Origin of the sequence: Rhizobium sp. BT03 (assembly GCF_030053155.1) — a bacterium.
Classification (GTDB): Bacteria; Pseudomonadota; Alphaproteobacteria; order Rhizobiales; family Rhizobiaceae; genus Rhizobium.
The window spans coordinates 24912-43881 of record NZ_CP125640.1 but is presented as its reverse complement, the minus strand read 5'-3'; the positions used below and the strand labels follow the sequence as shown (position 1 = coordinate 43881).

Genomic DNA, 18970 nt, shown 5'->3' with positions numbered 1-18970 from the left:
TCTTACCGGAGAGTTATTGAAGACTTACGCAAATGTTAATTTTGATCTTTTTTGACGTTCTCGCCGAAATTTCTGCCGAAGATCCGCTGGCGATCGCCAAGAGCGTGCAGCGCGCTCAAAGGCGCCATTTTCGGGATATTGAGATAAATTATTGGAATTCAATCATTTAGTCTTACAACTATCAGCAGAAGATGGTTGATTTCTGCGCGCGAACGCGTAGGCTTCCCTAAAACGCCATTTTCGAGCCATGACCTGCGATAAGCTGCCGGAGCCGCAAGGACGAAGGCACCCGTGAACCGGAAATGTCTGTCGCGGCATCGCCCGCAAGGCATTTCCTTTCGGGCGCCGGAGGAACTTGTCGCTGATTTTCTGCCCCGGCGTGCGTCCGTAAATTCAAAGCATCACAGCCTCCTTAGCGCGTCTCAAAAGACGCAGCGCTGTAAAGAAGAATTCGGGGAATGACGATGAAGACGTTTCTGATTCCGGCCGTCTTTGCCGCGGCTCTTTCTGCCGTCGTGCCGGCCGAAGCCGCAGAATGCGGCAAGGTTTCGATCGCCGAGATGAAATGGGCCTCGGCCGGCATTGCGGCGAATTTCGACAAGATCATCCTGGAAAAGGGTTACGGCTGCTCCGTCACCATTGTCGACGGCGACACGCTGCCGACTTTCGCCTCGATGAACGAGAAAGGTACCCCAGACATCGCCTCGGAATATTGGATCAATTCCGTCAGGGCTTTGCTCGATCAGGCCGTCAACGCCGGACGGCTGGTGCAGGGAGCCGAAATCCTCGCCGACGGCGCGGTCGAGGGCTGGTGGATCCCGAAATTCATCGCCGACGCCAATCCCGACATCCGGTCGGTCGAAGATGCGTTGAAACATCCCGAACTCTTCCCCGCCGAGGACGATGCGTCGAAGGGCGCGGTCTACAATTGTCCCGCCGACTGGAGCTGCCAGATATCCACCACCAACCTGTTCAAGGCGCTTGCCGCGGACAAAAAGGGCTTCGAACTCGTCGAAACCGGCAGCCCCGAACGGCTTGATGCCTCGATTGCCCACGCCTTCGCCAACAAGGTCGGCTGGCTCGGTTATTACTGGGCGCCGACCGCCGTCCTCGGAAAATACGACATGACGCGGCTGAGCTTCGGCGTCGGCCACAACAAGGCCGAGTGGGACCGCTGCACCGCGGTTGCCGGCTGCATCAGGCCACAACTCAATTCCTACCCGGTCTCGCGCGCCTTCACCTTGATGACGAGATCTTTTGCCAGCCGTGCCGGACCTGTCACCACCTATCTCAAAACCCGCAAATGGGACAATCAGACGATCAACCAGGTGCTGGCCTGGCAGGACGAAAACCGCGAAAGCAACGAGAATGCCGCGATCCATTTCCTTCGCAATTACGAGGGACTATGGATGAAATGGGTTCCCGCCGATGTAGCCGAAAAGGTCAAGGCGAACTTATAACGCAAAAACACCATCAAGCATGGACGATTCGAGATGACAGGCAACGTTCCCTTTCCCGACCGCGATACCGTTGCGGAAAAGCTCGCCGCGCTGTCGGAGACGGACAAATCATATCTGACGCTGCTCATGGAAAATGCCGCTCAGGACGACAACCTGCTTGACGGGCTGCGCCGCCATCTCGATCTGGCAGCCGGTTCGCGTTTCCTGAATTCGCTGAAGCTCGAAAACCTCGGAGTATGGCTCGGAGCCCAAGCGCCGGATCGGCTGCAGATCCGCCTGATGGAAACTGCCCGCTCAAGCCAGCATCCTGCCTACCGGGCCTTCCGGACCGGTCTTGACCGATCCGGCGGGCTGGAAAAGGCTTATCCCCCGGTCAACCCTTGATCCGGCCCACGATCATCATGTGATCCGGCCCCGGTCAATTAATCGATCCGGCGATCCCCCGAAGGAATCCGAACGGTCGTTACTTCTTTGCGGCGCGGTCAACCGAGCGGCCGGCGTCCTGGGTGGCGTTGACGGCGTTCGCCGTATCCTTCCCCATGCCGCGGATCGTATTGCCGCAGGAGGAAAGGGCAAGAAGAACCATCAAGGCTGCGGCAATTTTGGCCGTTGTCGTCATTTCGAATATCCTTGTTTGAAATCAACCCCGAACGGCACTTATGCCGTTCGCGCCGATAACGCACAAGGGGACAAAAGGTTCAACGGCTGAAAGACATCCTCAGGCGGCGACGGCCTTGGCTCTCTCGGCAAAGGCACCGCGAATGCTGTCGGCCACCGTCTCGATCGGCCCCGACACCTGCGAGGCAGTCAGCAGGCGAATATCGAAAGCGCCGAGTTCCGGCAGGCCCTCCTGCGGGCCGAGGATCGCCATGTCCTCGTTGACATAGGAGAGCGGCAGCGGCGCAATGGCGAGATCGGAGAGCACGGCGGCGCGCTGCGCCATGGTGTGGCCGCTGAGATAGGCGACGCGATAATGCCGCTTGTTGCGTTCGAGCTGCGAGAGCGCCTCCTGGCGCCAGATGCAGCCGTCCTCCCAGATCGAGATCGGCAGCGGATCGCGGCGATGCGCCGAACCGCACCGGGCGCCGGCCCAGACCAGCCGCTCGCGGAACACCACCTCGCCGCCGGTCGGGAACGGCCGCGTCGCACAGTTGATCAAGGCCAGGTCGAGCCGCTGCTCCTCCATGCGCTTTTTCAGCCCGATGCTCATGTCGATCGTCACGTCGACCATGATGCCGGGATAGCTCTCGGCGAAACTCTTCAGGATGCTCGGCAGCAGCCGCTCGCCGATATCCTCCGGCGCGCCGAGCCGAACGACGCCGCTGAGTTCCGGCATGATGAAGCGCGACACAGCCTCGTTCGACAGTGCCAGGATGTTGCGGGCATAGGACAGCAGCATTTCGCCGTGGCGCGTCAGCGATACCGAGCGGGCGTCGCGCAGAAACAGCGTCGCGCCCAGCTGTTCCTCAAGCTTCTTGATCTGCATCGACACTGCCGACGGCGTTCGGAAGACCGCCTCCGCGGCGGTCGAAAAATTGCCTGTCTCGGCGATGGCGACGAAGGTGCGCAGCACATCGTTGTCAAGCAGCGGAATGGGACGGCGAAAGGGAAGGCTCATCGTCGCATCTTTCAATTTTTCTGATTTATAACCCCATATCATTTTGTTTGATTGAATGTCAATCGCTCGCCATATTTCGAGGGTCAGCAGCCGATGCAGCAAAAGGAGGCCCCGACATGTCGAACATGAGCATCTGGAATATCGTACAGGCCCTTTCCGCGTTCAAGTCGCGGAGGCGCAGGGATGCGAACCATGAGCTTGCACTCCGGCAGTTAAGGCGTTTTCCTTCACATCTGCTGGCCGATTGTCAGCCGGAAATGGAACTGCCCCTTCCTCCTCGGCCAGCGAACCAAAACGTTGGTGACGATTGCGAGACCGGCTTGCCTCATCGGGCGTGGAAGTCGGGAAACATACATCCATCAAAAAGCTTGCGCGCCATTCTGATCGTCCCGGCCTCTTGACCTCGCTTGCCTCAGTGTTCATCTCGCTGGGTCAAAATGACGCCTACATCCCGCCCAGCAACTTGAAGGCGATGATCCACATGGTGAAAGCCACGAGCGTTTCCAGCATCCGCCAGGATGAAGGCTTCGAGAAGATCGGCCGCAGCCATGTCGCGCCATAGCCGAGAGAAAAGAAGAACAGGAAGGAACCTGTCACCGCCCCCGCGGCAAACGAAGCCTGCTGTCCGGGATAACGCGTCGAGATCGTGCCGAGCAGCACGACCGTATCGAGATAGACATGCGGATTGAGCCAGGTGAGCGCCAGGCAGGTCGCGAGCGTCTGCCGGAAACTTGTCGTTTTGGCCTCCGCTGCGGCAAGGGTCGCGGACGACCGGAAGGCGGAATAGAGGCTTTTCGCCCCATACCAGGCCAGAAACGCCGCTCCTCCATAACGCATCACCGGATCGAGCCACGGCATGAACCTGGCGATCTGCTGCAAGCTGGTCACGCCAAGCACGATCAGCACGGCATCGGAGAGCGCGCAGGCGAAGCAGACAGCGAAGACATGTTCGTTGCGCAGCCCCTGGCGCAGGATGAAGGCGTTCTGTGCGCCGATCGCGACGATCAGGCTGAGGCCCATCATCAGGCCGGTGGCATAGATTGAAAAACTCATCGTTTCGGCAAACGCCCCTGACTTCGGTGGGGTTGCAGTATCGCCACTCCTGGAATTAGGCTAATTAATCCAGCTTATCTGAAGTAAGAAAAACTAATCCATGCTCGATTATCCCGCTCTCCGCGCCGTCGCAACGATTGTCCAGACGGGCAGTTTCGAGAAGGCTGCGACCGTTTTGAACGTCACGCCCTCGGCCATTTCGCAGCGTGTCAAGCAGCTCGAAGAACGCCTCGGCACCGTCCTCATCGTCAGAGGCATTCCCTGTACGGCGACCGAAAAGGGAGAATGGCTCTGCCGCCATATGGAGAATGTCTGCATGCTCGAAGCCGAACTCTTCGGCCAGCTGCCGGCTCTCGTCGATCCCGACGAGCCACGCCAAAGGGTGACGCTCCAGATTGCGACCAATGCCGACAGCCTCGGGACGTGGTTCGTCGAGGCCATGTCGAACTTCGCCAGGAACTCTTCCTATCTCTTGAACATTGCCGTCGACGACCAGGACCATACCGCCGAATGGCTGCAGCGGGGCCGGGTGATCGCAGCCGTCACCAGCCTGGAAAAGCCGGTCCGCGGATGCCGGCGCTTTGCGCTCGGCGTGTTGCGCTACCACGCCACCGCAACACCCGACTTCGTCACCCGACACTTTCCTGATGGCGTCAACGCCGAGGCGATTCGCAACGCTCCGGCCCTGACCTTCAACCAGAAGGACAAGCTGCAGAGCAACTGGATAAGGCAGACCTTCGGACACGATCTCGACCACCCCACCCACTGGCTGCCCTCGACGCAAAGCTTCGTCGAGGCCGCCCTTTCGGGCATGGGCTGGGGCATGAACCCGACCCAGCTGACCCGCGAACATCTCGCCTCGGGCCGGCTGGTGGAACTCGTTCCCGGTACACCGCTGGATATTCCACTCTATTGGCAGATAAACCGCCTCGCCGCCGACCGCCTTGCGGAGCTGACGCGCGAGGTCGTCACGGTGGCGAAGCGCCGCCTGTGACTGCAATCATACGTAAGCCGTGCGGCTGCCGAACTCGCTGGGCTCGTCGAAATTCTTCGTGCCGATCCGCTCGCTCTCGCCGGAGAGTTCCTGCGGAGCGGCGGCCGGCTTCGATGCGGCGGACGCCTCGGTCTCGCTGCTCTCGGATGCTTCGAGCTTGGCAATCTTGGCTTCCAGCGTCTCGATGGATTTTTCGATCGTCGCCTTCTCCTCTTCGTCCTGTGTTTGCGACAGGGCTGCCTGCTTTTCGGCGAGCTGCGCCTCGAGGGCGGCAAGCTGATCCGATGAGCTGGAAGACGAGGTTGAAGCGGCTGAACTCAAAAGGGTGGATGCAGAACTGGAAATTGCGCTGACCATGAGCATGACTTTCGATGATGGAATGTCACCTTCTAGGTCACGAATGGTAAATGCCTCATAAATAAAGTACCTTATAGTACCGTTTTTATGACAATAATTGCATGTGGGCGCCCCCGGCACCGCTTAAAGTATCGCGTCCTATGCGATAGCAATGATTTCCAGCTCCTGGCCGCCCGTTTCCACCACATCGCCGACAGCCTTGCCCATCAGCAACCGTGCCACCGGCGAAACATAGGAAATCGATCCTGCCTTCGGATCGGCCTCATCCTCGCCGACGATCCGATAGGTCTGCACGCGCCCGTCGTCACGGCTGAAGGTCACCGTGCTGCCGAAGGCGACGGCATCGGTTGATGCAGGATCGGCCATGAGCTGGGCGGTGCGCAGCCTTGCCGCGAGATAGCGCAAATCGCGCAAGGGACCGGCCGCCTGCCGCCGCCGCTCGTTCACGTCTTCGATCGTGCTCGCGGCGTCATAGGCCTCGCGCGCCTGCTGGAACTGCAATTCCAGAGCCTTCAGCCCAGCCTCCGTGACCAGGTTCAGATGCGGCGAAACCGGACGATCGGGCAGCAGGGTTTCCGAAGCGGTTTCGAAACTCTCTTCCTTGGTGAAGGCGACGGCCAATTCTATACTCCGTTTTGGGCGCGGTGCCCTTTCGCTGACGGGCGAACTGCCCATATTTGAAATCATACATACACCGGCTGCAGCCGAACCGCCAATCTCGACCTGTCGGCGGCGACACCGGCAATGGGGAGCGTCCTGCGCCGCACGGCGTTCAGACCCCTGATGCATCCAGACCGAGGAGGATCGAATGCCCGACGAGCAGCGGAAAGGCCATGACGAAGTCTGGAGCGAGACATGCCTTCGCTCCTGACCGACGCCATGCCGCTGACGCCGAGCTGGTGGGATATCGCCGCCCGCATCATGCTGACGGTGATTGCCGGCGGCCTTATCGGCCTCGACCGCGAGCGCGGCGGCCATGCCGCGGGCTTCAGGACCACGATCCTGGTGGCGCTTGCCGCCTGCATTGCGATGGTCCAGGCGAACCTGCTTCTGTCGACCTACGGGAAAACCTTCAGTTATTTCACGCAGATGGACGTGCTGCGCTTTCCCCTCGGCGTGCTGACCGGCGTCGGCTTCATCGGCGGCGGAGCAATCCTCAGGCGCGGCGACATGATGACCGGGGTCACCACGGCGGCGACCCTGTGGTTCATGACGGTGGTCGGCCTCTGCTTCGGCGGCGGCCAGATCGTCACCGGGGCAGTGGCCACCGTCGTTGCCTTCATCGTGCTGTCGCCGTTGAAGCGCCTGGACACATGGCTGCGCTGCGAACGCAAGGCAACCCTCGTCATCTACGGCTCGAGCTCCGATATTCCCGACCTGTCAAATGTGCTGGGATCTCTTGAATGCAACGCATTGTTCGTTTCGCTGGGACAGACCGAAGATGGCCGGATCGGGATGACGTTCGAATTGCGGTGGCTGGCGAAAGATCCGGATGCATCAGCACGCGCAATTCTTTTCGCCGTCGCCGAGACGCATGAGATCGCGAATTTCTCGATGCATTCTACGACGACGTGACCGGACGCCGCCGCCGTCGCTACCGCTGTTCCCGACCTATTTGGAGGCGTGCTCCGGTTTACCCTTTCTTTTGGTGGATGCGAACTCCTCGAGCTGCTTCTCACTCATGGATTCCTCCATCTGCTTCGAAGCACCCTTGAGCTCCCTCTTGGGCGTCTCGCCACGCTTGGCCGAGAGTGCAGCACCCGCCGCCTTCTGCTGGGCCTTGGACTTGGCTGGCATATCGATCTCCTTCTCGTTGGCATCAACCGCTCTCAAAGCTTCCTGAGTTCGTCTGGCTTGTGCGCGGCTCGTTTTCCCGATTTGTCGCTCTGGACGATATATTGCGGTTCCGCCGCCGACGCCTTCACCGTGTGATCTTTGATCTTCGTCGGGCTGGTCTGCTTCTTGACCACCCTGCCCTCGGTCTTTCCCTGGCTGGTATCCCAGCTCACGTCCTCGCCCTTTTTCAATTGCCTGGACATGTGGTTTCCCTTGCGGCGAGGAGGCTGCGGCAAAAGCCGCAGCCGACCGCTCGTCAGTTGATGGTGGCCCACTGGCTGCGGACATCCCTGGCGTTCTTCGACAGGTGAACATGCGCGTCGACGTGATCGACCCAATCGATCGGGATCAGGTGGTGCTTGCCGTCTTCCGAGTCGGTCTTCGTCAGCTTGATGCGGGTGGGACCATCGAGATGATCGACCGTCCCCATATGGGTGCCGTCGGCAGCCCGCACTTCCATATGTTCTCGGATCTGGTCTGCGGAAATCATCATTTCCTCCTTTGCGTCATTGTCAGCTACGAAGCGGCAACGAGGTGGAGCGAACTTAGTTCCGAGCCGCCTCTCCGTGCCTCGATTTGGCATTTTGCAACCCCGCAAAGGTCGGCGCGTCGGCCCCCTCGGGCAAACGCTGATCATTCAATATCTCTGATGTTATCCATAAGCTCTATTCGTTTGAATGATGGGTCCCGTAGGCCCATATTGTGATCACGGACATGGACGAACCTCCCATCGATGACCATGCCCTGACCTAAAGAAAGGAACCGGAAAATGACCACGCTTACCTATCGCGGTGGCGGCAAGCCCTTCACCTCCGGCGCAGGCCGCTTCGATCTGGCATATCATGCCCGCAAGCTCGTGCTTGCCTGGACGCGCTGGCGGACGGCCCGCGAAATCGAAGCCATGCCCTTCGACATCCGCAAGGATATCGGCTGGCCGAGCACGGACGACAACAAACACCGGACCGTTTGATGAATGCGACATTCCTCTCGAGATGACGGCGGCGTCTGCATCACGCGGCGCCGTCTTTTCCGTCTTCAGAACGCGTAGGATTCGCTCCGGCTGTCACTCCCAACGGCTGACTCTATCTGTTTTCCTGGTAAATGCCGAAGCAAACGATTTCGCACGGAATTGGAGTAGCGTCAGGCGGCCCTGTGCGCTGCGCGTGTAGACGATATCCGAAGGGCCGACGTAGCGATCCCACAGCTGGGCGAAATGCATGGCATCCTCCCTTTTCCTCCCGATGATCGAAGGAACTGCATGATAATCCACCCGGTTCAGCCGCCAGAATTTTGACGACCTGACGAGAATGTAGCGAGGATTCTGTGGTGGAACGAGAACTTCTCGCAGAGCGTCGAGAAAGTGAGATCGTTCGATCGTCGTAGCACCCTCAAGCCGGCAGTAAATGATGCCGTTTTGGTCTAGCGTTGCCTCGACGCTCATTTTTCCAAGCTCACTCCTTATGACGCCCATATGATGCAGCGCCTCCAGAACGGTTTTCCCCACCTGTTTCATGCTTCCTTCAAGGGAGCCATTCCGCAGCAGCAACAGACTGGCTTTGAATGCGCCCGGCAAACAATAGATAGCCATCAGTGAGAACATAACGAATAGGAACAGCGCCAGTTGTTCGAGTGAACGAATATCCATATCCGAAAGCGCGCCCAAGAATGCGCTTAAGATCATTCCCGCAAGGGCGGCGCTTTGCGCATACAGAAATTTGGTCGTATTCCAGTTGAGCAGCCCCTTGGGGGCATAGTTGCTCTCCAATGTTTCCTGCATCCTCGGAAAAGCACGATAGCTACGCAGCGCGCTATGCCATCGAACTTTCAGTGATTTGCGGTCTGCGGCGCCGCGTTCCATTATTTTGTTAATGTCATCAACACCTCGCGCATTCCATTTTGCGGCACCGAGCATCAGCCGGTGAAAGCCGCTTTCAATCCACGGATGCTCACCGAAGGACAAACCCTCGAAGGCATAAAATCGGCGTTTCAGCGCATCGACGTCGCTGCCCAGGTCTATCGTCATGGTATCAAATGGATCGGGCGCCTTTCTATCGGTCGATTTCCTCCCGAACCGCAGCGGTATTCTCTGCTCAAACTTCTCAGGGTCGATGACCGCCAGATGCCAGACGTTCGCGGACTTCTGTGGGCTTCGGGGATCTGTGCGAATGGCACGGCCTCGCATCTGATTGGAGAGCACATATGATCCCACCGTACTTGCCAGGATCAAAGTGTTTACGGAGGGGGCGTCCCATCCTTCACCCAGCAATGCCTGTGTGCCGACCAAAACCGTGATCCCGCCGCGACTGAACAGTTCGGTGATCATATGAACGATGTGGCGGCTCAGAGCGCCGCTGATTTCAACGCCTAGAAAGCCGGCATCGAATGCTGCCTGCTGATAACGGATATGTTCCGCGCCGACGCCAAGATGGTCTGCGATCTCGTCAAGAATTACTTTTGATTCCGCTGGAATGAGAATGAGACTCCCCGTCAGAATTCCAAGCTTGAGATCAAGCCCGGACCGCCGCAGCGTCTCGAAGATCGGCACGACGCCCATCCTCTCGATGGGCGGAAGGTCCGCGGGGCCGGTGGGCAACGCATCCTTCCTGATGTAGTCGGAAAGGATGACCATACGGAGTTCGTCACGCATCGACGCGCTTTCGAGCCGGGTGATATCGACGATCGCGTTGAGCTTGCTGACGCTCGATACCAGCAGCTTCTGAACCGACCGCGCATCCGTTAGCCGCACTCTGCCGTGCTCGACTCCCCTGATGTCCCTCAGTCTGCCTTCTTGGTTGCGGAGCATTTGTTCCGCTTCTTCGAAATCGTTGCGATAGGTGTAGATAACGCCGTTCAGCAACACCTCTATCCATTCAAGCGTCAGATCCGGTATTTCACGCGCCTTAACGCCGAGAATGTCGAGTGTCGATTGCGGCAAGTCGACATATCGCGCATTCAGGAAGACAAGCATGCTGGAGAAAAAGCGTGCGTCGTCCAGTATATGCTCCACATTCTCGATCGGCTGGGTAATCCATGGGTGGTGCAAAATTGCCTGCTTGAATTCTGCACTTTTGAGCAGCGCCTCGATGAGGTCGCCGATCTGTGTGCGAAACTTTGCCAGCTTCTGTGTTTCCAACTCGCTCGGCAGGCTGAAGTGGACATAGTCCTGATGCGGGCAAAGGTCGCCTTGCAGCACAAGTTCCGGCACGGAAATTTCACCGTCGATCGGCCCGCAAAGCGCCTGATAACGGTCCCATTCCATGGGATCCACATCATAGGGCGGTGTAGCTGTCAGCGCTACGACCGTGGGCTTGCCCAATGCTTCCTTGAGCATCGTCAGCGCTTTCCACCACTCGTTTCGAAGGTGGTGCGCTTCATCGAGCACAAGGGTGCGAACCTTCTCTTCGCGCAGCTTCGCGATGATTTTCTTTCTCGCCCTCTCCGTCTCCTGCCTGTCCGTTTCGGCGGATTGCACGCCGTCGCTGCCCTCCTCTTCACTGTCTATAATTTCTTCCTCGGCCGTATGACCCGAGAACGCCGCATGCAGAGCCTGATAGGTGATAATCGTGACAGCGCGAGGCGCTCTTACATCATGAGAAATCCAGTCCGGTTCACCAGCATTGGCGGGCAGGAACATCATCCGTAGCCGCTGCGACCATTGATCCCTGATGGTCTTGCTCGGGGCCAAGATCAAGGTCGCCTCACCAAGCCTGCGCATCACTTCAAGGCCCAAAATCGTTTTGCCTGAGCCGGGTGCTGCGACGATATGCAAACCATCATCGCCTATGAGATTTGTCAGATCATCAAGTATCTTCTGCTGATAAGCTCGCCAGGTTCCCTGAAAAGCGAGGTCCTTCATTCAATTCTGCCCTTTGGATAAAATGCGACGAGCCCATTGTGAAAACTGCGACTAAAATTCTTCAGTGTCATTGCATCATCTTGGCTTGGTTCATGCAACGTCAGTTGTGTCTAGAGGAAATTTCAACGGCATCCGCAAAGACACCGGACCATGCAATGAATGCGACATTCCTCCCAAGATGAGGGCGGCGTCTGCATCACGCAACGCCGCCTTTTTCGTGCGCGCCCATTCGTTCCCGAGCCGTCTTCAGACTTTAATTTCAGTCCTCTATAGCGCAATCCGCATCCGGCCCGCCGCTATTCCGGCGGTTTAACCGGTCAAAACGCGGTCAATGTCGCATATTTGCTCTTCTCGGCCGCATTTTTCCATGTCAGTGTCGCTTTCAGGACATCGGCGCGACGCATTCCGCGCAACGAATATGTCATCGTTCCTCGAGCATGGATTTCGCTATGAACAGGATGCAGATCAAGAAGCGTTCGCTGGTCTTCTTTATGGTACCGCAATTCACCATGCTGCCCTTTTCGGCGGCCGTGGACACTTTGCGCATCGCCAATCGCATGCTCGGCTATCAGGCCTATACCTGGCGGCTCGCCTCCCTTGACGGGGAGAAGGTCTATTCCTCCTGCGGCATCGGCGTCGAGGCCAATTCCTCGCTCGCCGAGGAGCGCCGCCATCTCGGCGGCGAAAACCGGCCGGGCATGGTGCTCGTCTGTTCCGGCATCGATGTCGAACAGTTTAACAACAAGTCGGTCAATGCCTGGCTGCGCGAATGCTACAATCGCGGCGTTGCCGTCGGCAGCCTCTGTACGGGCGCACATGTGCTGGCCCAGGCCGGCCTCTTGAATGGCAAGCGCTGCGCCATTCACTGGGAAAACCTGCCGGGCTTTTCGGAAGCCTTTCCGCAGGCCGAAGTCTATGCCGATCTCTACGAGATCGACGGCAATCTCTATACCTGCGCCGGCGGCACCGCCTCGCTCGACATGATGCTGAACCTCGTCGGCGAGGATTTCGGCGAAAGCCTCGTCAACCGCATCTGCGAACAGCACCTGACCGACCGCGTGCGCAACCCGCACGACCGCCAGCGCCTGCCGCTGCGCGCCCGGCTCGGCGTGCAGAACGCCAAGGTGCTGTCGATCATCGAGCTGATGGAAGGCAATCTGGCCGAGCCGCTGTCGCTGATCGAGATCGCCGACGGTGCTGGCCTCTCCCGGCGCCAGATCGAACGGCTGTTCCGCCAGGAGATGGGCCGCTCGCCGGCCCGCTACTATCTGGAAATCCGCCTTGACCGCGCCCGCCATCTTCTGGTGCAGTCCTCGATGCCCGTCGTCGAGGTCGCGGTTGCCTGCGGCTTCGTCTCGGCCTCGCATTTCTCCAAGTGTTATCGCGAACTCTACCATCGCTCGCCGCAGCAGGAGCGCGCCGAGCGCAAGATGACCATGGCGACTGCGCGCCAGCAGGCGGTCGCGGCCTGAGAGTTTGAAAGAGCGCGCCGCCTGACCTGAAAGGGCGGCGCTTCGCCTGAATGCCTTATTGCGCCGCTTCTTCCGTCATCCTGGCGTCGGAATAGACCTGGTTCCGGCCTCGGTGCTTGGCCATATAGAGGAACTGGTCAGCGGCGTTGAGATAGTTCTCGAAGGTTTCGTAGCCCTCGATTTCGGCAATGCCGATGGAAATCGTGACGCCGAGTTCCTCGTCGTCGGCGGTGACCTTCAGCCGGGAAATGTCCGAGCGGATCTCGTCGCAAAGCTTGGTCGCAGCAAGGGAATCCATCTGCGGGAAGAGGATGGCGAATTCTTCGCCGCCAAGCCGCGAGAGAAGATTGTCGCTGCCGTCGAAGATCGTGAACAGCCTGTTTGCGACAGCCTTCAGCACCTTGTCGCCGATCTCGTGGCCATAGGTATCGTTCAGCCGCTTGAAATGGTCGATATCGAGAATAGCCACCGAACTCGGCACTTTCAGCCGCAGACACTCGTTCACCAGCTTCGGGCCGTTGTCGTAGAAATAGCGGCGGTTGTAGAGGCCGGTCAGGTAGTCGCAGGCCGCCGCCGCCCTCAGCTGCCGCATCTGCGCCAGCGTTTCGGCATTGTTGGCGATGCGGCATTGCAGCTCCTCGGCGACGAATGGCCGATAGACGAAGTCGCTGGCGCCGGCCTTGAGGAAACTGGCAGACAGCATGCGGTCGTTGGAGGCGGAAACGCCGATGACGCGCAGCCTGTCGGAACCGAAACGATGGCGGATACGCCGCGTCAGTTCATAGCCGCTCATATCGGGCATGTGGTGGTCGGTAACGACCAGTTCGATATCGCTATAGGCTTCGAGAGCGGCCAGCGCCTCCAGCCCCGAGCTTGCCTCAACGACGAGATATTGCTGCGCCTTCAGCAGATCGACCAGCACCTGGCGCGCCGAGACGACATCATCGACGACCAGCACCCGCGTCTTGCGGTTGGAGATCGCCCGGCGGACTGTGGCGACCAGATTGTCGAGCGCAAATTCATTGTCCTTCAGCACGTAATCGATGACATTGCGCTCCATGATCCTGTTGCGCGTGTTGAGATCGAATGTCGCGGTGAAGACGATCGCCGGAATGTCGTGCTCGATCGTGCAGTCGAGCGCTTCGCCATAGGGCGAATCCGGGAGGTTGAGATCGACGACAGCCATGGTGTAGCCGTGACCGTCCTCGGCAAGTTCTTTGCGAAGCGCCTTTAGCGACGAGCAGGATTTAACCGCAAGGCCGAGTTCGGTCTGGAACCGATGGCACAGCACGGCGGAAAACATCCGGGAATCTTCAACCAGAAGTATTTTGAGCCCGCCGGAGCGGAGCCCGATGCCATCCCGCTGAAAATCCGCTTGAAAAGCCACAGCCGCTAATCCCCCATGCGTCCGATGGCCTCGACTCGGCCCTCTCCCCGGCGGGGCGAACGATAACCGAGAGGCCCGCGCGCGTGAAGGGGACAAATAACGGCGTTACTTGCAATTGTAGAAATTCGACGACGGTCTGCGACCGTCGTCTCCGCGCCTGTGGCGACGCCGATACTGGAAGGGCCGTCAGGCAACCGCCCGCTCCTTGCGCATCGACTGAATTTGCAACAGCGTGTCGAGGTTCTGGTTGACGCGGCAGTAAAACTCCTCGTCGATGAACGGGCGCAGCATGAAATCATTGCCGCCGGCCTTCAGGAAACGCGCCGAAAGCAACCGGTTCGAGGAAGACGAAACGCCGATGATGCGCAGCTCGTGCGAGCCGATATTCGAGCGGATGCGCCGCGTCAGCTCGAAGCCGTCGATGTCGGGCATGTTGTAGTCGGTGATCATCAGGCCGATATCGCGGTTGGCCTTCAGGATCTCCAGCGCCTTACCGCCGTTCTCGGCGACGCTGACGCGGAAATTATAGCGTTTCAGCCGGCTCGACAGCAGCGCGCGAGCCGTCGCACTGTCGTCGACGATCAGCACGTGGTGACGATGATTGGTCAGGAACCGGCAGATCGATTCCGCCAGAAGGTCGACGGCGAAGATATTGTCCTTGAGGATGTAATCGACAATGTCCTTGGCCATCAGCTTGTCGCGCATGGTTTCGTGGAAGGTGCCGGTAAAGACGATTGTGGGTATGGAAAGATCGACCAGATATTCGAGCGCTTCGCCGTTTTCGGCGCCGGGCAGGTTGATGTTCGAGATTGCCAGCGTGATCGGATCGGAAGACTTGTCGTAGGAAAACTGCAGATCCTCGAAGCTACGGCAGATCTCGACTTCAATGTCGAACAGCTCCTTGAGGCGTTTGCTGATCATCGAGGTGAATACGTTGGAATCTTCCGCGACAATAATACGCGCACCGGCAAACATTTCCCCGGAATATTGCATCCCCGAAATACCTAGAAACGCCATAGCAAACCTTTGATGTAAAATCTGTCCCCGGATCGATTTGGTACATCAATTGATTTGAATAATTATTAATCAGCGCCCCGGATATGAAACGAAGAAGCGGCCCGATGGGATCACCTCCGATTTCTTGCAGATATGATTAAGAAATCAGGCGCGAAGCGCCGGATTCTCGGCCATCGAACGGGCTTACACCGATGCCCCGGAGGCCGGAGCCTCGAAAGACGAGGGCGACTGGGTGAGCGTCCTCTCCCGCCCCGGCTGGCAGCGCCAGGCCGAAGCGATTATAAACGCTTTATCGACCGATCCGCCGAAGAGGTTCGCCCATGACCCAATCCGACCCGGTGATCGAATGGCTTCTAGACTCCGATCCGTCGATCCGGTGGCAGGTGATGCGTGACCTCATCGACGCCCCGGAGCGGAATTGGATGACCGAGCGAGCGAAAGTCGAGACCGAAGGTTGGGGTGCAAGGCTGCTTGCCTGCCGGGACAAGGACGGGCAATGGGCGGGCGGCGCCTTCCTGCCCGCCGGTTTCGATCCCCAGGAGTGGCGAGAGCACGGCCAGCCGTGGACGGCCACGACCTTTTCGCTGTCGCAACTCAGGGAATTCGGTCTCGATCCCGCCTGCGAGCAGGCTAGACGCACCGTCGAATTGGTCGGCGCCAATGCCTGTTGGGAAGAAGGCGGCCAGCCCTACTGGCAAGGCGAAGTAGAAGAATGTATCAACGGTCGCACCGTCGCCGACGGCGCTTATTTCGGCATTGATGTCTCGCCGATTGTCGACAGGCTGGTCGGCGAGCGTCTCGACGACGGCGGCTGGAACTGCGAGAGGACCAACGGTTCTCGCCGATCCTCCTTCGCCAGCACCATCAATGTGCTGGAAGGACTGCTGGAGGTCGAGAAGTCGACCGGCGGCACGCTACGATCTCGCGAAGCGCGCCGGACGGGCGAGGAATTCCTGCTCGAGCGTCACCTCTTCCGCCGTCTCGGCACCGGCGAGCCGGCCGACAAAAATTTCCTGCAGTTCCTGCACCCGAACCGCTGGCGCTACGACATCCTGCGCGCCCTCGATTATTTCCGCGCCAGCGCCATCCTGACCGGTGTCGCTCCCGATCCGCGCCTCGGCGAGGCGATCGAGCACCTGCACTCCCGGCGTCTTCAGGACGGCTGCTGGCCACTCGACTGGAGCCTGCCGGGACGTGTGTGGTTCGAGGTCGATGACGGGCAAGGCAAGCCCTCGCGATGGATCACGCTCCGCGCGATGCGGGTGCTCAAATGGTGGGACGCTCAGCTCTCAATCGATGCCTGATGCCAAACCCAGCGCACGCAGGAAATGCGCCTCGATCTTGCGCAGCAATTTGGCGCGATCAGCCGGTGTCTCGCCGATCGGCTGATTGACGACGCCATGCAGGGCATTGAACAGGAAGACCGCCGTAAAGCCGGGATCATTGACCGACCAGGCATCCCGGCCTGCCCCGCCGGCCAGCAGTTCGCTCAGATGGTCGATCAGGATGTTGCGCGAAAGCCCTTCCCGCGTTGCCGGGGGCTCGGCCACGAAGGCTAGGTGATGCAGCCCGGCCGCGTCGAGATAGCCGGTGGCGCACGCCGTCGACCAGGCGGCGAGCTTGCCGCGCCAATCCGTTTGTTGTCGTTCCGCGACCGCCGCGACGATGCCATCGAGCACGCCCTGCACGAAACGAGCGCGCAGCGCCAGGAGAACATCGGCCTTCGAGGAAAAGTGCAGGTAAAAGCTGCCTTTGGCGACCCCGGCCGCGGCCGTGATCTCCTCGATGGTGGTCTGTTCCAGGCCCTTTTCCATGAAAAGCCGCTCGGCCGAACGCATCAGCTCGTCGCGCCGCTCTTCGGCAGGCTTAGTTCTCGGTTTTGAAACGGGATCAATCGACATCGGCGGGACTGAATCCGCGCTCATTGACGGCGCGCGGGATCGGCCCTGTGCAGGTAGCCGGTAAACACGTCGCGCATCGCGGTGCTCTCGATATCAGGCAGCAGCCGGCCGACCTCGCCGCGATGATAACCGGCATGCGTCACCACGTGCGCCAGCATCTCCTCGCGGGACATGCGCCCGCGCCCGCCATCGGTGAAGGTGAAGCCGACGACCTCCTCCATTTCGTCAGGCGCTATGCGCGCGGTGTAGTCGATATACCAGCCGTCCGTCTCGCGGATATCGGAGGCCAGCTGCGCCAATGGCGGTGCTTCGCTGCTCCAGCTCGCGGTGAAGGAATGATCCAGCCGCTGAAGATTGGCGGCGAAGATGCGGTCAACGAGGTGGGCATGGTTGAGCACGCGAAGGGCCGACCGAAACGTATCCGAGCGCGCCTCCTCGCTGAGCGCGCTCAGCGCGTCGAGAAGCTCGTCGTCGGCGTCCGCTTTGTATCGGAACAGGGAGTTCAACAGGGTCTTGGCGCTCATGGCGATCTCCGGGATGAAACGGGCGGCGCCAACATCACGCCGGCGCCTCACATCTATCCGAATGACTGACGGTCAGTCAATGGAATGTCTGCCGCACGCCGCACCATTTCGTTCTTAGGCGCAGCAGGCGCTCCCAGCCGCTGATGGGCTGCAGCAGGCCGTAGCCTTCCTATTTTCTTCGGCAAGCCACCGGTCACGCGGCTTGCAGCTTGCCGGTCGGGGTGAAAGCGCCACATGTATGGCGCCGGCGCGGAGAACCGGCATCGCCGCGCAATAGAGCTGCATCGGCCGTACGCCGTTGCTGACTTCGAAGGTGAGCTTGGCCGAAGAGTCGAGCCGCACATGCTCCGTCACTTTGCGGACGATCGCGCAGAACTTGCCGGCCGGCATGTGCTTGCGGTCGCCTTCCTCGATATCCCAGAGCTGGATGAAGATCTCCGTCCAAGCCTCGGGATTGGCGCCGCAATCGAGACCCGCGAATTGGCCCGCCTTGACCTCGGTGATATTGTAGCCTGATTTCACCGGCTCCCCATCGTAGTAGAAAATCAGCTGCGCGTCCTTTTGGCCGGCGAGCACATCGAGCAGTGTGCCAAGGCTGATATCGTTCTCTTGGATTTTTCCGTTGTCGATTGCGTTCATATCGGCTAATCCATATTTCAATTATTCAAGGATTATTGAAATATGGATCAACGTCAAGCCCTCGCCGCATTCAGCGCGCTTTCGCAGGAAACGCGCCTGCACATCATCCGCATGCTGGTTGTCTCCGGCCCGGACGGAATGGCGGCGGGCGCCATCGCCGAAAAGGCGGAGGTCTCGCCATCCAACGTCTCCTTCCATCTGAAGGAGCTGGAACGGGCCGGGCTGATTGCCCAGCAGCGCGAATCCCGCTCGATCATCTACACCGCCAATTACGAGAGGCTCGGCGGCTTGATCCGCTTTCTGATGGAAGATTGCTGCGGCGGAAACCCTGAGATCTGCGCGCCGGCGGCGGCCGTCGCCGCATGCTGTTCTCCTGAAATGGAGGGGAAATTCCAAATGACCGCGAACCGGATCGACACCTTGCTGGCGCTCCTGCCGATTGCGGGACATGAAGGCGAGCTACGCAGCGCACTCGAAAGCGCCGACCTCCCGACTGATGATATCGACGAAACGGGTCGGACTTTTTTCCGGATTGCACAGGGCGACAATACCGTGGGTTATTGTGGATATGAATTGTATGGAGACAGTGTGCTTTTGCGATCCGTGGTCATCACGCCGGCCAATCGTCGCAAAGGCCTGGGCGGCCGCGCTACCGATCTCCTATTCAGACGCGCCCACGCGGAGGGCGCTCGCACTGCCTACCTGCTGACCACCAACGCTGCTCCGTTCTTTGAAACGCTCGGCTTCACGCCGATCGACCGCGCGGGAGCACCCATCGCGTTCCTGCAAACCCGCCAAGCAATTAGCCTGTGCCCTGCCTCAGCAGTATTGCTCGCCAAAACGCTGGAGGGATAAC

22 protein-coding genes and 1 pseudogene are annotated in these 18970 nt (G+C 59.4%); 9 read left to right on the top strand and 14 right to left on the bottom strand.

Annotated elements, in window-relative coordinates:
* The first annotated feature begins 458 nt into the window (after positions 1-458).
* Both QMO80_RS00245 and QMO80_RS00240 read left to right on the top strand, forming a co-directional pair.
* The gene (locus QMO80_RS00245; RefSeq protein WP_283198385.1) at positions 459-1460 is read left to right on the top strand and encodes a glycine betaine ABC transporter substrate-binding protein; all 1002 of its coding nucleotides are present in this window, start codon (positions 459-461) and stop codon (positions 1458-1460) included.
* 33 nt (positions 1461-1493) lie between these two features.
* Complete coding sequence (locus QMO80_RS00240; protein ID WP_283198384.1) at positions 1494-1844, top strand: hypothetical protein; 351 nt, start codon at positions 1494-1496, stop codon at positions 1842-1844.
* A gap of 79 nt (positions 1845-1923) precedes the next feature.
* Here QMO80_RS00240 and QMO80_RS00235 read toward each other — a convergent pair whose 3' ends face one another.
* The 3 genes from QMO80_RS00235 to QMO80_RS00225 form a co-directional block, all read right to left on the bottom strand.
* On the bottom strand, positions 1924-2079 hold the full coding sequence (locus QMO80_RS00235) for an entericidin (RefSeq protein ID WP_283198383.1): 156 nt from the start codon (positions 2077-2079) through the stop codon (positions 1924-1926).
* A 99-nt stretch (positions 2080-2178) separates the two neighbouring features.
* Positions 2179-3120, bottom strand: a complete 942-nt coding sequence (locus QMO80_RS00230) for a LysR family transcriptional regulator (protein ID WP_172643288.1) — start codon at positions 3118-3120, stop codon at positions 2179-2181.
* Between the two features lie 402 nt (positions 3121-3522).
* Complete coding sequence (locus tag QMO80_RS00225) at positions 3523-4131, bottom strand: LysE/ArgO family amino acid transporter (RefSeq protein WP_283198382.1); 609 nt, start codon at positions 4129-4131, stop codon at positions 3523-3525.
* Positions 4132-4231: 100 nt separating this feature from the next.
* Between QMO80_RS00225 and QMO80_RS00220 the strand changes: the two genes are divergently transcribed.
* Complete coding sequence (locus tag QMO80_RS00220) at positions 4232-5125, top strand: LysR family transcriptional regulator ArgP (RefSeq protein WP_283198381.1); 894 nt, start codon at positions 4232-4234, stop codon at positions 5123-5125.
* A gap of 6 nt (positions 5126-5131) precedes the next feature.
* Here the strand turns inward: QMO80_RS00220 and QMO80_RS00215 are convergent, their stop codons facing one another.
* Both QMO80_RS00215 and greA read right to left on the bottom strand, forming a co-directional pair.
* Positions 5132-5488 (bottom strand): hypothetical protein, encoded by a 357-nt coding sequence (locus tag QMO80_RS00215; protein ID WP_283198380.1) that lies wholly within the window; start codon positions 5486-5488, stop codon positions 5132-5134.
* Between the two features lie 132 nt (positions 5489-5620).
* Entirely contained in the window at positions 5621-6103 is a 483-nt protein-coding gene (gene greA, locus QMO80_RS00210; protein ID WP_283198379.1) for a transcription elongation factor GreA, read from the bottom strand.
* A gap of 234 nt (positions 6104-6337) precedes the next feature.
* Here greA and QMO80_RS00205 point away from each other — a divergent pair, with 234 nt between their 5' ends.
* Positions 6338-7057 (top strand): MgtC/SapB family protein, encoded by a 720-nt coding sequence (locus QMO80_RS00205; RefSeq protein ID WP_283198378.1) that lies wholly within the window; start codon positions 6338-6340, stop codon positions 7055-7057.
* A gap of 36 nt (positions 7058-7093) precedes the next feature.
* Here QMO80_RS00205 and QMO80_RS00200 read toward each other — a convergent pair whose 3' ends face one another.
* The 3 genes from QMO80_RS00200 to QMO80_RS00190 are packed head-to-tail and all read right to left on the bottom strand — an operon-like array spanning position 7094 to position 7808.
* Positions 7094-7279, bottom strand: coding sequence for a DUF3008 family protein (locus QMO80_RS00200; RefSeq protein WP_049732037.1), 186 nt, complete (start codon positions 7277-7279; stop codon positions 7094-7096).
* Positions 7280-7311: 32 nt separating this feature from the next.
* Complete coding sequence (locus tag QMO80_RS00195; protein WP_283198377.1) at positions 7312-7521, bottom strand: DUF2945 domain-containing protein; 210 nt, start codon at positions 7519-7521, stop codon at positions 7312-7314.
* Positions 7522-7574: 53 nt separating this feature from the next.
* Positions 7575-7808: a DUF2171 domain-containing protein gene (locus QMO80_RS00190; protein WP_012557983.1), complete on the bottom strand. Its 234-nt coding sequence runs from the start codon at positions 7806-7808 to the stop codon at positions 7575-7577.
* A gap of 279 nt (positions 7809-8087) precedes the next feature.
* Here QMO80_RS00190 and QMO80_RS00185 point away from each other — a divergent pair, with 279 nt between their 5' ends.
* The gene (locus tag QMO80_RS00185; RefSeq protein WP_049731852.1) at positions 8088-8288 is read left to right on the top strand and encodes a hypothetical protein; all 201 of its coding nucleotides are present in this window, start codon (positions 8088-8090) and stop codon (positions 8286-8288) included.
* 93 nt (positions 8289-8381) lie between these two features.
* Here QMO80_RS00185 and QMO80_RS00180 read toward each other — a convergent pair whose 3' ends face one another.
* Complete coding sequence (locus tag QMO80_RS00180; RefSeq protein ID WP_283198376.1) at positions 8382-11174, bottom strand: DEAD/DEAH box helicase family protein; 2793 nt, start codon at positions 11172-11174, stop codon at positions 8382-8384.
* Between the two features lie 449 nt (positions 11175-11623).
* Here QMO80_RS00180 and QMO80_RS33015 point away from each other — a divergent pair, with 449 nt between their 5' ends.
* Positions 11624-12646 carry a GlxA family transcriptional regulator gene (locus QMO80_RS33015; protein ID WP_003564299.1) on the top strand — a complete coding sequence of 341 codons (1023 nt, stop codon included), beginning with the start codon at positions 11624-11626 and terminating at the stop codon, positions 12644-12646.
* A 55-nt stretch (positions 12647-12701) separates the two neighbouring features.
* Here the strand turns inward: QMO80_RS33015 and QMO80_RS00160 are convergent, their stop codons facing one another.
* Positions 12702-14033, bottom strand: a complete 1332-nt coding sequence (locus QMO80_RS00160) for a diguanylate cyclase (RefSeq protein WP_283198375.1) — start codon at positions 14031-14033, stop codon at positions 12702-12704.
* A gap of 186 nt (positions 14034-14219) precedes the next feature.
* Positions 14220-15050: a response regulator gene (locus QMO80_RS00155; RefSeq protein ID WP_283198374.1), complete on the bottom strand. Its 831-nt coding sequence runs from the start codon at positions 15048-15050 to the stop codon at positions 14220-14222.
* A gap of 320 nt (positions 15051-15370) precedes the next feature.
* Here QMO80_RS00155 and QMO80_RS00150 point away from each other — a divergent pair, with 320 nt between their 5' ends.
* Positions 15371-16354: a squalene cyclase gene (locus QMO80_RS00150; RefSeq protein ID WP_283198373.1), complete on the top strand. Its 984-nt coding sequence runs from the start codon at positions 15371-15373 to the stop codon at positions 16352-16354.
* Here QMO80_RS00150 and QMO80_RS00145 read toward each other — a convergent pair.
* The 3 genes from QMO80_RS00145 to QMO80_RS00135 form a co-directional block, all read right to left on the bottom strand.
* The gene (locus QMO80_RS00145; protein WP_283198372.1) at positions 16340-16951 is read right to left on the bottom strand and encodes a TetR/AcrR family transcriptional regulator; all 612 of its coding nucleotides are present in this window, start codon (positions 16949-16951) and stop codon (positions 16340-16342) included. The two genes, QMO80_RS00150 and QMO80_RS00145, sit on opposite strands and share 15 nt — an antisense overlap.
* Positions 16952-16971: 20 nt before the next feature.
* On the bottom strand, positions 16972-17475 hold the full coding sequence (locus QMO80_RS00140; RefSeq protein WP_283198371.1) for a DinB family protein: 504 nt from the start codon (positions 17473-17475) through the stop codon (positions 16972-16974).
* 114 nt (positions 17476-17589) lie between these two features.
* Positions 17590-18114 (bottom strand): DUF6428 family protein, encoded by a 525-nt coding sequence (locus QMO80_RS00135; RefSeq protein WP_283198370.1) that lies wholly within the window; start codon positions 18112-18114, stop codon positions 17590-17592.
* A gap of 42 nt (positions 18115-18156) precedes the next feature.
* Here QMO80_RS00135 and QMO80_RS00130 point away from each other — a divergent pair.
* A pseudogene (locus QMO80_RS00130) lies at positions 18157-18489 on the top strand (ArsR/SmtB family transcription factor); the annotation flags it as partial.
* Between the two features lie 3 nt (positions 18490-18492).
* Positions 18493-18969 (top strand): arsenic resistance N-acetyltransferase ArsN2, encoded by a 477-nt coding sequence (arsN2, locus tag QMO80_RS00125; protein WP_369685944.1) that lies wholly within the window; start codon positions 18493-18495, stop codon positions 18967-18969.
* Position 18970 lies beyond the last annotated feature (1 nt).

Bases quoted from the DNA above. Each gene is read 5' to 3' on its own strand.
- QMO80_RS00205 (WP_283198378.1), top strand. From the start codon at position 6,338: ATGCCTTCGCTCCTGACCGACGCCATGCCGCTGACGCCGAGCTGGTGG.
- QMO80_RS00140 (WP_283198371.1), bottom strand. From the start codon at position 17,475: ATGAGCGCCAAGACCCTGTTGAACTCCCTGTTCCGATACAAAGCGGAC.
- QMO80_RS00180 (WP_283198376.1), bottom strand. From the start codon at position 11,174: ATGAAGGACCTCGCTTTTCAGGGAACCTGGCGAGCTTATCAGCAGAAG.
- QMO80_RS00235 (WP_283198383.1), bottom strand. From the start codon at position 2,079: ATGACGACAACGGCCAAAATTGCCGCAGCCTTGATGGTTCTTCTTGCC.
- arsN2 (WP_369685944.1), top strand. From the start codon at position 18,493: ATGGAGGGGAAATTCCAAATGACCGCGAACCGGATCGACACCTTGCTG.
- QMO80_RS00225 (WP_283198382.1), bottom strand. From the start codon at position 4,131: ATGAGTTTTTCAATCTATGCCACCGGCCTGATGATGGGCCTCAGCCTG.
- QMO80_RS00240 (WP_283198384.1), top strand. From the start codon at position 1,494: ATGACAGGCAACGTTCCCTTTCCCGACCGCGATACCGTTGCGGAAAAG.
- QMO80_RS00185 (WP_049731852.1), top strand. From the start codon at position 8,088: ATGACCACGCTTACCTATCGCGGTGGCGGCAAGCCCTTCACCTCCGGC.
- QMO80_RS00150 (WP_283198373.1), top strand. From the start codon at position 15,371: ATGACCCAATCCGACCCGGTGATCGAATGGCTTCTAGACTCCGATCCG.
- QMO80_RS00220 (WP_283198381.1), top strand. From the start codon at position 4,232: ATGCTCGATTATCCCGCTCTCCGCGCCGTCGCAACGATTGTCCAGACG.
- QMO80_RS33015 (WP_003564299.1), top strand. From the start codon at position 11,624: ATGAACAGGATGCAGATCAAGAAGCGTTCGCTGGTCTTCTTTATGGTA.
- QMO80_RS00215 (WP_283198380.1), bottom strand. From the start codon at position 5,488: ATGCTCATGGTCAGCGCAATTTCCAGTTCTGCATCCACCCTTTTGAGT.
- QMO80_RS00135 (WP_283198370.1), bottom strand. From the start codon at position 18,114: ATGAACGCAATCGACAACGGAAAAATCCAAGAGAACGATATCAGCCTT.
- QMO80_RS00155 (WP_283198374.1), bottom strand. From the start codon at position 15,050: ATGGCGTTTCTAGGTATTTCGGGGATGCAATATTCCGGGGAAATGTTT.
- QMO80_RS00145 (WP_283198372.1), bottom strand. From the start codon at position 16,951: ATGTCGATTGATCCCGTTTCAAAACCGAGAACTAAGCCTGCCGAAGAG.
- QMO80_RS00245 (WP_283198385.1), top strand. From the start codon at position 459: ATGACGATGAAGACGTTTCTGATTCCGGCCGTCTTTGCCGCGGCTCTT.
- QMO80_RS00200 (WP_049732037.1), bottom strand. From the start codon at position 7,279: ATGCCAGCCAAGTCCAAGGCCCAGCAGAAGGCGGCGGGTGCTGCACTC.
- QMO80_RS00195 (WP_283198377.1), bottom strand. From the start codon at position 7,521: ATGTCCAGGCAATTGAAAAAGGGCGAGGACGTGAGCTGGGATACCAGC.
- QMO80_RS00190 (WP_012557983.1), bottom strand. From the start codon at position 7,808: ATGATTTCCGCAGACCAGATCCGAGAACATATGGAAGTGCGGGCTGCC.
- QMO80_RS00230 (WP_172643288.1), bottom strand. From the start codon at position 3,120: ATGATATGGGGTTATAAATCAGAAAAATTGAAAGATGCGACGATGAGC.